We start from the raw sequence: 13,171 nt of genomic DNA on the forward strand, positions 1-13,171 counted from the left end.
TAATTAGTTTTTTAAAAGATATTATCCTTTTGAGTAACATCTAAATCTGCATAAGAAAAGTTCTTTTTCAACAGATAAGCCTATTTGGGTTTAATTCTTTACTTTTCTATGAGCATTTTTATTTGAACAAATGGAAAAACAAAGTCAAAAACCCAATCTTTTGTAACTACTGAAAATAAAGCGAATTTCATGCCATTTATTAATATTCATCACAAAATAATTAATAATATTAGAAATTCATATTTTTATTAGGTACTTAAAATGGTTTGAACTATATAAATAAAAGTAACTTTTTGCCAAATATTATATTTGCATATGTTAATCATCTAATACCTTAAATGCACAAATAAAATACATTAATGACAAATTATGATTCATATTGAGACAAGCCAAATTAACAAATAATTATAAAATAAGCAATTGATTTAAAATAAAAAATATAACAAAAACCGGAATTATAAATAGTATAACATTACATATAAAAAGGTTCTAAAACGATACATTTTTATTTATTAAGCATGTGAAGAGTCCAGTAATGTATATTTTTTATACAAAAAAATTTGAAACTTTTGGCCAGCGTTAAAAAATTTTCCAAACGGAAAATTTATTTTTGTTTAATAAAAGATGAACCTTCGTGCTGAACCATAATAAAATCAATATATATCAATATTTTGCATAAACTAAAAAAAGAAAAATATATAGTTGGCACTTGCTTTGCTTAAAAACTTTCCAGCAATATCGCTAACGACAACAAAAAGGGATCAAATCCACGATGAAAAAAAAATACAATGTTCGATCTCAGGCAACCCCCAAGATCAGCAAAACAATTCTTAAATTAAGCACCCTTAGTTTAAGTATGATGTGTCTTACCCTGGCACAGGCAGCAGAAACTGAACAATCAAGTACTGATGAAAAACCAACAAAAGTCGTAAAAGTTGCCGTTACAGGTTCTTCAATCAAAGGAGTTGCAGCACAAAGTGCTTCCCCCATTACCATCGTAAAAGTTGATGAAATCTTAAAACAAGGGGTAACAACAACAGAGGAGGCATTAGCAAAGATCAGTGCAAACCAATCAAGTTTTGTTACTGCTCAAAATGTAGGTGCTAGTGGAACGGTAGGCTCAGCAGCTGACCTCCGAGGAATTGGTGCCAATAAAACCTTAATCTTACTTAATGGTCGTCGTTTAGCTGCAAATGCTTATGATAGTGGCGTTACCAACTTAAATATTATTCCGCTAGCTATGTTAGACCGTATTGAGGTCTTACGAGATGGCGCATCAGCAATTTATGGTACAGATGCAATTGGTGGTGTAATCAACTTCATTACTAAAAAACAATTTACTGGTTTAAACATCAGTGGTGGTTTGACGCAACCAGAGCAAAATGGAGGTGATACACAAGATATAAGCGTATTTGGTGGTTATGGTGATCTTGATGAAAATGGATTTAATATTTTTGGTGTCATCGATTACCGACATGGTAACGACGTTATGGCTAAAGATCGTAAAGTTAGTAAACGTGGAGGATTAATACCAGAACTAGGTATTACAAAAGGGAGTAGCGGTAGCTTTCCCGCTAATTTTTATGACAAGGAAACTGGTGCCGAAGGAAACCCATATGCAGCCACGGGCTGTGGAGGTAACCCGCTCGTTTACGTACAGAATGGATCCTGCCGTTACAACAGTCAGGCAGTGATTGGAATTGTTCCAAAAACTGAAGACATCTCAGCACTAGGGCGTGCTACTTTTAAACTCAATGATAATTTAAATGCTGTAGCGGAATACGTCTATGCGCGTAATGAAATTACTACCTCTGTGGCTCCAGATGTTTTCTTTGATTTAACATTAAATCCTGATAGCAAATATTATCCAGGTAATGGTATTACTCCTGGAATGAATAATGTGAGCGGTCCACTTGAACTTTATATTCGTTCTCAAGCTGGCAATCGTGTTAGTTCTAGTATTAACGAGTCACATCGTGTATTCGGTGGTCTAGAGGGTGAAGCATTCGGTTGGGATATTAATACTGGAGTTACTTATGCTCATAGCGAAGCGGAAGATCGATTAAACAGTGGGTATCTTAACTACAACAAAACTCAAGAGGCTTTAAATAATGGTATTTTAAACCCATTCGGTCCACAAGCATCAGAAGATGCAGGTTTATGGGATACATTAGGTGTAACTGGTGCTTATTTAAAAGCAGACGTTGACTCAACTACTGTTGATTTCACCGCCAGTCGACCTATATTTAAATTACCTGCCGGTGACGTTGGTTTTGCAATTGGAACTAGCTATCGCCACGATGAATGGACCTCAAACGTAGTATCTGAAGTGGCTAGTCAAGCACCAAGTACAGGAGTTGATCCGAATGAACCTACGAATAAAGGAAAAAGAGATATTAAAGCAGTCTTTACTGAACTGCATATTCCCTTACATAAAACTTTAGAAGCTCAACTTGCTGCTCGTTACGATGATTATAGTGATTTCGGCGATACGTTTAATCCTAAATTCGCACTTCGTTGGGAACCAATTAAACAATTAATGTTCCGTACTTCTTATAGTACAGGATTCCGAGCACCAACTTTATGGGAAGTAAATGCTCCTAATTCTATAACAAATACTTCAGCCTATCATAATGACCCTGTACTTTGTCCGAATGGCCCTCCTAAAAAACCAGGAGATACTCTTCCACCTGGTGGTGTTGCCAGTCGTGATTGTGAAACCCAATTTGATCGCAAAAATGGAGGAAATAAAGATCTCGACCCTGAAGAATCAAAATCATTTACTGCTGGCCTAGTTCTAGAACCAATTAAAAATTTAGTTCTAACTTTAGACTACTTTAATATTGAAGTTGAAAATCAAATTGCTGCATTACCTGAGATTGATATTTTTAACAATCCAACAAAATATGCCGACAAGTTCGTACGCAACCCAGATGGAACACTTAACCATATCATTACTACTCAAGACAATATGGGTGATTTAAAAACTTCTGGTGTCGATGTAAGTCTAAATTATATAACCCCAATGACAACAACAGGTCGATTTGGCTTTGGAATCGATGGGACTTATGTCATTAAATATAAATATCAAAATGAAAAAGATGGAGAATGGATTAGTAGTTTAGGCACATATGTTGGAGATGCCCCAATTATTCGTTGGAAACATACTGCTAATTTATACTGGAATTATCAAAACTGGGGCGTAAATTTCCAACAACAATTCACTCGTGGTTATGATGACCAAAACTCAAGCTCCACTGTCAAGGCAGGTTATCAAGACCACAAAGTGAGCGACTATACAATTTATAATATTTCAAGTACTTACAAAGGCTTTAAAAATCTAGAAGTCACCGCAGGAATTAAAAATATTTTTGATGAAGATCCTCCTGCTTCAAATGTTGGTGACAACTTTCAAATGGGGTATGACCCACGTTATGCAGATCCTTTAGGACGTACTTACTTTGTACGAGGTACATATAAGTTCTAAATGGTTGTTCTGCAAACATGCCTTTAAACATTGTGTTTGCAGAACAAATACTCATTCTTAGCCAAACAGTCATTTTAAAAATTGTTTGTCTACAGTTTCAGGAGTAACTATCGGCATGACTTTTACAGACATAGAAAATAAATCTGCCAAACGCTTAATTGGTATTGCTGCAGTCATTTTTCTGCATCTTCTTGTTGCCTATATTCTAATGTCAGGTTTAGCAAACAATATTCAAAAACCAGCAGAAAAACCTGTGGAATTACAAATTATTCAGGATATTAAGCCACCTCCTCCACCAAAGCCGGAGGATCCAAAACCTAAGGAAAAACCACCTGAGCCACCAAAAATGGTAGAAAAAGTTGCCAAGGTTCCTGAGCCAGTGAAACAGGTCGAAAAAGTGATACCTGTACAAAAAACAACTCCGGTAACTCAACCAACTAAAGTGGCTACCCCAGCTCCTGCTGCACCTAGTACCCCGTCACCAAGCCCTGTTGCTGCACCTGCTCCAGTGGCTGCTGCGCCGACACCAAAACCTGTTGGTGTAAGTCGCGGTGTTTCAGAAGGTTCAGCTGGCTGTGAAAAACCAGAATATCCACGCGAAGCAGAAATGAGTGGAGAACAAGGCACTGTCCGCATTCGAGTTTTAGTTGATACCAATGGCAAGGTTATAGAAGCAAAGGTAAAGAAATCGAGTGGTAGTAGGATTCTTGATAAGGCGGCCACTAAAGCTTACAGCTTATGTACTTTTAAACCAGCAATGAAAGATGGTGTACCTCAGCAAGATTGGTATGAAATTGAATATCCATTTGTAATTGAATAAACAATTGAATTAGCAAGAAATTAAAAAATATTGGAGATATATGATGAAAAAATCAACTCAACCGTTAGTTCGTTTCGCTTCTGCAAGCCTAATCGCAGCTTGCTCGTTACTTCCATTAAGCTCAGTTTTCGCAGAAGAAACAAGCAATATTCCTGTGGCCACAGCAACTACTGAAGCTACGTCAAGTACAAATACTCCAACTCCACCACCGAAACCCGCAACAAGTGAAACTGTTAAAAACCCTTATGGCCTAGAAGCCCTTTGGCGTGAAGGTGATTTAGTTGCTAAGTCTACCTTATTTATATTAGTACTCATGTCGATTGGAACTTGGTACATCATCATCTCTAAACTATTGCAGCAAGGTAAAGTTAAACGCCAAGGCAAAGAAGCTGAAAAACATTTCTGGGAAGCGACTTCCCTTGATAATGTTGCAGAAGGTTTAGAACAAAGTAGCGCTTATCGCTTTATTGCAGAAAAAGGCATTAATTCAACTAAATCACATGGCGGTTCTTTACTTGAACGAATCGATTTTAATACATGGGTGAGCATTTCAATTCAACGCGCAATTGAGAAAATACAAAATCATTTAGGTGGTGGTTTAGCCTTTTTAGCAACAGTAGGTTCTACCGCACCATTTGTTGGTCTTTTTGGTACTGTATGGGGAATTTATCATGCATTAACAGCCATCGGTATCTCAGGTCAAGCATCTATCGATAAAGTTGCAGGGCCCGTTGGTGAAGCTCTCATTATGACAGCGATTGGTCTTGCAGTCGCAGTACCTGCTGTACTTGGTTACAACTGGCTTACTCGCCGAAATAAAGCAGTTATGGAAAATGTACGTTCATTTGGTTCAGATTTACATGCGGTTTTATTAAGTGGAGAAATTAATACCAATAATTCAGTTAATCGCAGTATTAAATAATCGGGAGCAAACATTATGGGTATGAGTGTTGGTTCTGAAGATGATGATGAAATGATTGGCACAATTAACACGACACCTTTGGTTGATGTCATGTTGGTTTTACTTATTATTTTTCTTATTACTATTCCGGTAGTCACACATACAGTTCCAGTGAAACTACCAGAAGAAAAAAATACTCTATATGCAACCACGCCTGAAAATATTCAACTCTCAGTAAATAAGAAAGGCGATATTTTCTGGAACGAAAGTTATGTGCCTAGTAAAGAGATATTGCTGGCAAAACTTCAAGCAGTTGCACAAAAAAGACCTCAGCCAGAAGTTCATATTCGGGGTGATCAACTTACCCATTTTGAAGCGATAGATCAGGTCATTAGTACGACCAAAGAAGCTGGTATTGGCAAAATTGCTTTTGTTACTACCCCTCCAGCCTCCCCGTAATTAACTTAAGGAGAATTTTATGGGTATGAATGTCGGTTCAAATAATGATGACGATGTGATGTTAGAAGTCAACATGACACCTCTTATTGATGTCATGTTGGTACTCATTATTATGTTTATTATTACCATACCTGCACCAAACAATGCGATTAATATTAATTTGCCAAATGGCACACCGCCACCAACAAATGAAAAGCCACCTGAAGTGATTGATGTAAGAATTGATGCGGTAGGCAAAGTATTTTGGAATAACCAAGAGGTTTCTGACAGAAAGACGCTAGAGACTTTATTTCAAGGTGTGGTTGCTAAAAAAGATCAAGACCAGATCAAACTCAAACCAGACCAGATGGCTGAATATAAGAATGTAGCGATGGTCATGGCTACTGCACAACGTTTAGGTGTCACTAAAATTGGAATTGTGAGCAGTAACTAATATTGCTCTTCAATCTTTTTAATTCTATTAACTCCTGCGCTAACTTGAATCTTCAGTTAGCGTTTTTTTTGAAGTGAAATATTCAACTCTAAAATAATATCTCCACACTCATCATATTCTCCAGTTTCTCGGAAACCCATTTTTTTATAAAGTTTTCCAGCCACATAGTTGGACGATTTATACATCGTTCTAATTCGTTTAGCTCCTTTTGCAGCTATTTCATCAATTGCCATTTGCAATGCCTTGGTACCATAACCTTTGGCTTGATGATCTTTGCCAATCATAAAACGAAACAACCAAAATAATGTCTCATCAGGTAGGTCAACTTCGACACAGTACATTAAGAATCCAATGACTTTATCATCCGAAAAAATCACTCTTGGACAATAATGTTCTTCCACTTTAGACTCAGCAATAGAATATACATTTGGTGCAACATAATCTTTTTGAGATTCATCTAATGATAATCTTGCACATCGAATCCAATTCTCACGATCGAGATCTTTTAGACTAATCAAATTCAAAACCTTTTAGCTATAAATTCCCTTTCTATAAGCACAAAATATACCGAAAATAAAAAAGCCTCCGAAGAGGCTTTTTTCAAAACAGGATGAAATTAATCACCTGTATAACCTTTTAACTTCAAACGAGCAGCATGAAGTAACGGCTCAGTGTAACCAGAAGGCTGTTCACAACCTTTGAAGATAAGATCAGAAGCTGCTTGGAAAGCAATATTTGTTTCAAAGTTAGCTGCCATTGGTTTATACAATGGGTCATTTGCATTTTGCTCATCAACAATTTTTGCCATACGTTTAAGCACTTCTTCAACTTGTTCACGAGTCACAATACCGTGACGTAACCAGTTCGCAACGTGTTGAGAAGAAATACGTAATGTTGCACGGTCTTCCATTAAGCCCACGTTGTTAATATCAGGAACTTTCGAACAACCTACACCTAAGTCAACCCAACGAACAACATAACCTAAGATACCTTGGCAGTTATTTTCAAGTTCATTGTTAATCTCTTCCGCTGACCAGTTTGTATCAGGTGCAAATGGAGGGGTTAACAAGTCATCTAATGACAACATTTCTTCAGCTTTTAACTGATCTTGACGTGCTTTTACATTCACTTGATGATAATGCATCGCGTGAAGTACAGCACCAGTTGGAGATGGAACCCAAGCACATGAAGCACCAGCATTTGGATGTGCAGCTTTAGTTGCTAACATATCTTTCATGCTATCTGGTTTTGGCCACATGCCTTTACCAATCTGTGCTTTACCTTGTAAACCACATTTCAAGCCAATCGCAACGTTACGGTTTTCGTAAGCAGCAATCCATTTTTGTGTTTTAACCGCTTCTTTACGAACAACAGGTGCAGCTTCCATAGAAGTATGGATTTCATCACCCGTACGGTCCATAAAGCCAGTATTAATAAAGATCGTACGGTCTTTAGCAGCAGCAATACAGTTTTTCAAGTTTACAGATGTACGGCGCTCTTCATCCATAATACCGATTTTTAACGATTTAGGTGGTAATCCAATCGCCTGTTCAGCACGTTCAAATAACTCTACAGCAAACGCAACTTCTTCAGGACCATGCATTTTTGGCTTAACAATATACATAGAACCTTTACGAGAGTTTTTATTTTCGTTTGTACTACGGATATCAGCAATTGATAACAATGGAGTGACCAATGCATCCATAATACCTTCAAAAATTTCTTCGCCGTCTACCAAAATAGCTGGGTTAGTCATTAAGTGACCTACGTTACGAAGTAACATAAGTGAACGACCATGAAGTTTTGTTGTACCACCAATTAAGTTTTTAATTTCGCGATCTTTATTTAGATCACGAACAATCGTTTTACCGTTCTTTTCGATAGATTCTTGAAGTGTACCCTTCATTAAACCTAACCAGTTACGGTAACCTTCAACTTTTTCTTCTGCATCCACAGCCGCAACAGAGTCTTCCAAATCTTGAATTGTGGTTACTGCCGCTTCAAATGTTAAATCTTTAACACCCGCTGGATCAGTTTGTCCAATTGGGCTATTTGCATCAATTTCGATAATGACATGAAGACCATTACTTAAAAGTACAACTTCTGAAGGATTTGCTTCTTCACCATTGAAACCAACAAACTGAGCTTCATGAGCTAAACCTGTTTTTGAACCATCTTTCAAAGTTACAACGAGTTTATTTTGCTCAATTGCATATTTTGTTGCATCTGCATGTGAACCTTGAGCAAGCGGGAAAACTTCATTTAAGAAATTCTTAGCGAACTCAATAACTTTTGCACCACGAACAGGATTATATCCTTTACCCTTTTCAGCTCCGCCTTCTTCAGAAATTACATCGAAGCCGTAAAGTGCATCATATAAAGAACCCCAACGGGCATTTGCTGCATTTAAGCAATAACGTGCATTACGTACAGGTACAACTAACTGTGGTCCTGCCAACAACGCAATTTCTTCATCTACATTTTCAGTAGTGATTTGAAAATCTTCAACTTCTGGTAATAAATAACCAATTTCAGTTAAGAACGCTTTATAAGCACCTAATTCAAATTTGTTGTTACGGTGCCACTCATCAATTTTTGCTTGTAATTCATCACGCTTAGCCAATAATGCTTTATTTTTTGGGCTAAGATCGACAACAACTTGCTCAAAGTTCTTCCAGTAAGTTTCACTATCTAAACCAGAACCTGGTAAAGCTTCATTTTCGATAAAATCGTAAAGTTCTTTAGCAATCGCTAACTTGCCTTTTTGAATACGTGCAGTCATTGTCTTTCCTGAAGTTGCTACTTTTTATACCAAGAGAATCCTAGTATACCGATTTAAATTAAGCTGAATACTAATATCACATTCCTAAATAGTAAGCATTTTCCCCGGCAAAACTATTGACAAAGATAAAATTTTCTATATAGGAAATATTAAAATTCTAACTAGGATTCCCATCAATTTATTCAATATTTAAAGATACTGAAACTAGACTTTTTGTTAACAGACAAAAAGTTTCACTATCTTGTTTTTCTAAAGCGTATTTAGTTATATCAAACTTTGCTGCGTGAAAAAGCACTATTTAATTAAATTTATCTATTTTTTGTTATAAAAAAGCGCTCAATCTAGAGCGCTTTTCATATCTATTTTACTTAAGAGGTTTTTGTAGCATCAATATGTCGGTGTTCAGAATGTAAATATTCATCAGACTGCATTTCTAGCAAACGTGAACGCGTACGTTCAATCTCAAATGCTAACTTTTCACCTTGATAAATATCAATAATACTATCTTGAGACGTTAAAAGTAATTTCACACCTCGATCGTAAAACTCATCGACTAGATAAATAAAGCGACGAGTACCTTCAGATAAGAAATCTGTCAAATGAGGAACATTACTGACTAGAACCGTATTATAAATGTTTGCAATTTCAATAAAATCGGCTGGGCTACGTGGTTTAAAGCAGAGTTCAGAAAACTCACACCACAACACATCTTCTGTATGTCCCAAAGTCTCGACAACACGATTATTAATCACAATCGGCTCTTGAGAATGAGCTTGTGTATGAGTTAATGCACTAAAACGTTCAGCTATCCAGCTTTGAGCTTCATTCGTTAATGGCGATTTAAATAATTGAGCTTGTTTTAGTACACGCAAACGATAGTCCACACCTGCATCTACATTTAAAACAGCACAGTTCTTTTTAACCATTTCAATGGTTGGCAAGAAACGATCACGGTGAATACCGTTTTTATATAAGCCATCTGGTGCAATGTTTGATGTTGCAATTAATGTCACACCACGCACAAATAATTTTTGGAATAAATCGCTTAAGATCATTGCATCTGTTACGTTTGAGACAAAGAATTCATCAAAACAAATAACGACAGCATCTTTATAGATTTGGTCAGCTACGATTTCAAGTGGATTACGTTGGCCTGAAAGCTTATTTAGCTCTTTATGAACATGTTGCATGAAATGATGAAAATGCATACGCGTTTTACGGCGAAATGGCACAGATTCATAAAATTGATCCATAAGCCAAGTTTTTCCACGGCCTACTCCGCCCCACATATATACACCTTTAGGCGAAGTTTGGCGACGGAAACGACGGAAAGCTTTTTTTGAGGCTTTATAACGGTTTAAAAGTTCTTTCCATACGCGATCTAATTCTTGCACTGCCTGTGCTTGCGCTTCATCTGCCATAAATTGACCTGAAGCTAAAGCCTCAGCATAGCGTTCTGCTGGGGAAGAAGGTGTGAATGCAGTACTATGAGAAGATTTTAAATTTAACATATCGTTTTATTTCAATTTTAACTGATGAGAGTATAGCGAACATTTTGTTCAACCACATTAGCTTTTAGCATCAAGAGTTACGACGATGACTCTTTTGCATATTGTCGAGGACTCTGTCCAAACCATCGTTTAAATGCATGATTAAATGCCGCCGGTTCAGAATAGCCGAGTAATTCGGCAACAACTTCTATTGAGTATTCCCTATATTCCATAAGCTTCAATGCCTTATTCTTGATAATTTGTTCACGAATTTGCTTATAACTCGTATTTAGCTGTTGCAGTTGATGCCTTAATGTCCTTTCAGGCATTTTTAATGCAAAAGCTGTTTCCGCCATGCTCGGGATAATTCCTTGTTGCAGTTCAAGATAATCTTGCACACATTGTATGATATGTGGAGTTTGATGATCTTGTTGATTTAATCTTGTTATTTCTGCAATACATTTTGATTCATAAATACGATGTGTAATGATATCAGCAGAAGGAATCTTGATTTCAAGTACATCCTTACTTAGGCTAAATGCCGCATATTTACCATTAAAATGCGCATCTTCGCCATAATATGCAAAATAGTGTGACAAAGTTTCTATATCAGTAGGTTTTTCAAATGGAAGTTCTATACGCATCGTAGGTATTTGTAATCCCATCATCGTATAAATATCTTGAATAAATTTATAAGTTCCAGAGATTTCACACTGTGCCCGTAACTGACCAATTTCCGTTTTTAAATCAACAGGCAAATAATTTAAAATCGTCCGCTCATCATTTTCATATAAAGCCAAGCTACCAAATAAATGCGTAAGCTTTTGATATTTTATACCCTTATTTAAAGCAGTTTGAATATCATTACTTGTGACAAGTAGCATAAGCAATGGGCCGTAACCAGCTAAAGCATAATGCTGTCCAATAAATAAACCCTTTTCAGGCTCTACATTTTTACTAATTATTTGTTGAATGTCCCATTCAAGACGATCATGAATTGTAGAGCTCGGGTCTAAAGCATCGACTTTAATACCTATATCGGCCAAACGTGAGTCGACATCAATGCCAGCATTGCGCATTCCTTGAATTAAATAGATTAAACCAAGTATCGACCGTTTCATTCTTCTATCAATTTCCCTAGACTGAAATGTTTTACTATAAAGAAGCAAGAAAATTAATTGCCGAATCTATCAATTTTCACGTCGTTACAATCATGTTTAAACTGATTAAAAAACGTTAGTCTTGCGTGCAATCCTCTTTTCAGCTTATGCAGGGTTTCCAATGCTAAACGCAAAGCAAGATGCTATTCAAAAAACTAAAATCGCTATTATTGGTGCTGGCTTTGGTGGCCTAGCAATGGCAATCCGTTTACTCCAAAATCAACAGCAAGACTTTGTTATTTTAGAAAAATCAAACGATGTCGGCGGAACTTGGCGAGAAAATCGTTATCCAGGTGCAGCATGTGATGTTCAATCTCATATGTATTCATTATCTTTTGCACCAAAAACAGATTGGACAAAACGCTATGCTGAGGGGCCAGAGATCTTTAATTATATTCAAGACATTACACAGAAATATAAAATTAAAGATTACTGCAAGTTTAACCATGACGTAACTCATGTCCAATATGATGAAACACGTCATGTCTGGACTCTAGACTTTAAGAACCAACCTTCTATAGAAGCGCAATTTGTAGTTTTTGCATCTGGTCCCCTACACATCCCACAAATTCCTCCTATCAAGGGGATTGAAAAATTCAAAGGAAAAGTATTTCATTCCTCAAAATGGGAACATGACTATGACTTAAACGGAAAGTCAGTCGCATCTATTGGTACAGGTGGTAGCGCAATTCAATATATTCCTGAAATAGCCAAAGATGTTAAACAGCTCTATGTATTTCAAAGAACAGCTGCATGGGTAATACCACGCGATGAGCGCAAATATTCAAGCTTAAGTAAAGCATTATTCAAATCTTCTAATATTTATCGCCAGCTTCATCGTAGTCGCCTTTACTGGAGTAATGAATCTCGCGTTGTACCCATTGTTCAACCTCAAATCATGAAATATGGCCAAAAATTGGCAGAAGCATTCATCCGTTTTCAAGTCAAAGATAAAGAGTTAGCAAAAAAACTCACACCTGACTTCGTTATGGGATGTAAACGTATTCTTATCTCAAATAAATACTTTCCTACCTTTAACCGAAAAAATGTTGAGCTAGTAACTGATAGTATTCAAGAGATTAAAGAAAACAGTATTGTTACTAAAGATGGTCAAGAACGACCTATTGATTGTTTAATTTACGGTACAGGTTTTATTACTGACCCACGTATTTATTTAAAACATTTCACATGTATTGGACGTAATCAAATCGAGTTAAAGCAAGCATGGAAAGATGGTGCTGAAAGCTATTACGGCATTATGACTAAAAACTTTCCCAATCTATTCCAACTGGTAGGCCCTAATACAGTTCTAGGTCATAATTCGATTATTTTTATGATTGAATCTCAAGTGAATTACATTTTACAGCTTATTCAGTTAGTAGAAGAGTCTAGCCAAAAAGCAATTGAGATCAAGCCTGAAATTCAAGACGCCTTTAATGAACGTGTCCAAAAGCAGCTGCAAGGAACCGTATGGCAAGCTGGTGGCTGTAGTAGTTGGTATCAATCTGCCGATGGTAGAAACTTTTCACTATGGCCAACTTACACATGGAAGTATTGGTTAGAAACACGTAAAGTTAAGCCCAAAGACTACTTACTTTTAAATAAAAGCTCACAAAGCTATGCAGTTTAAAATGTTCAA

The 13,171-nt window shown here is 36.6% G+C and carries 10 protein-coding genes and 1 pseudogene; 7 read left to right on the plus strand and 4 right to left on the minus strand.

Annotated elements, in window-relative coordinates:
* Positions 1-130 precede the first annotated feature (130 nt).
* The 6 genes and pseudogenes from AC52J8_RS09795 (at position 131) to AC52J8_RS09820 (ending at position 6,100) form a co-directional block, all read left to right on the plus strand.
* Positions 131-252, plus strand: a pseudogene (locus AC52J8_RS09795) (hypothetical protein).
* 520 nt (positions 253-772) lie between these two features.
* Positions 773-3,487 carry a TonB-dependent receptor gene (locus AC52J8_RS09800; protein ID WP_213034646.1) on the plus strand — a complete coding sequence of 905 codons (2,715 nt, stop codon included), beginning with the start codon at positions 773-775 and terminating at the stop codon, positions 3,485-3,487.
* A 109-nt stretch (positions 3,488-3,596) separates the two neighbouring features.
* A complete protein-coding gene (locus AC52J8_RS09805) occupies positions 3,597-4,307 on the plus strand; it encodes an energy transducer TonB (RefSeq protein WP_086399046.1) in 711 nt (236 codons plus the stop codon).
* 40 nt (positions 4,308-4,347) lie between these two features.
* Positions 4,348-5,229: a MotA/TolQ/ExbB proton channel family protein gene (locus AC52J8_RS09810; protein ID WP_086398955.1), complete on the plus strand. Its 882-nt coding sequence runs from the start codon at positions 4,348-4,350 to the stop codon at positions 5,227-5,229.
* A 15-nt stretch (positions 5,230-5,244) separates the two neighbouring features.
* Entirely contained in the window at positions 5,245-5,667 is a 423-nt protein-coding gene (locus AC52J8_RS09815) for an ExbD/TolR family protein (RefSeq protein WP_086398954.1), read from the plus strand.
* A 19-nt stretch (positions 5,668-5,686) separates the two neighbouring features.
* On the plus strand, positions 5,687-6,100 hold the full coding sequence (locus AC52J8_RS09820; RefSeq protein WP_086398953.1) for an ExbD/TolR family protein: 414 nt from the start codon (positions 5,687-5,689) through the stop codon (positions 6,098-6,100).
* A 56-nt stretch (positions 6,101-6,156) separates the two neighbouring features.
* Here AC52J8_RS09820 and AC52J8_RS09825 read toward each other — a convergent pair whose 3' ends face one another.
* The 4 genes from AC52J8_RS09825 to AC52J8_RS09840 all read right to left on the minus strand — a co-directional run bounded on the left by AC52J8_RS09825 (position 6,157) and on the right by AC52J8_RS09840 (position 11,493).
* Entirely contained in the window at positions 6,157-6,618 is a 462-nt protein-coding gene (locus AC52J8_RS09825) for a GNAT family N-acetyltransferase (protein ID WP_086398952.1), read from the minus strand.
* Between the two features lie 98 nt (positions 6,619-6,716).
* Positions 6,717-8,882, minus strand: a complete 2,166-nt coding sequence (locus AC52J8_RS09830) for a malate synthase G (protein WP_002117981.1) — start codon at positions 8,880-8,882, stop codon at positions 6,717-6,719.
* 368 nt (positions 8,883-9,250) lie between these two features.
* Positions 9,251-10,393: a cell division protein ZapE gene (gene zapE / locus AC52J8_RS09835; RefSeq protein ID WP_086398951.1), complete on the minus strand. Its 1,143-nt coding sequence runs from the start codon at positions 10,391-10,393 to the stop codon at positions 9,251-9,253.
* 77 nt (positions 10,394-10,470) lie between these two features.
* On the minus strand, positions 10,471-11,493 hold the full coding sequence (locus AC52J8_RS09840; RefSeq protein ID WP_198912067.1) for an AraC family transcriptional regulator: 1,023 nt from the start codon (positions 11,491-11,493) through the stop codon (positions 10,471-10,473).
* Between the two features lie 121 nt (positions 11,494-11,614).
* Here AC52J8_RS09840 and AC52J8_RS09845 point away from each other — a divergent pair, with 121 nt between their 5' ends.
* Positions 11,615-13,162 carry a flavin-containing monooxygenase gene (locus AC52J8_RS09845; protein WP_086398950.1) on the plus strand — a complete coding sequence of 516 codons (1,548 nt, stop codon included), beginning with the start codon at positions 11,615-11,617 and terminating at the stop codon, positions 13,160-13,162.
* Positions 13,163-13,171: the final 9 nt, after the last annotated feature.

The sequence above is a fragment of the Acinetobacter sp. S-1 genome (genome assembly GCF_059579785.1).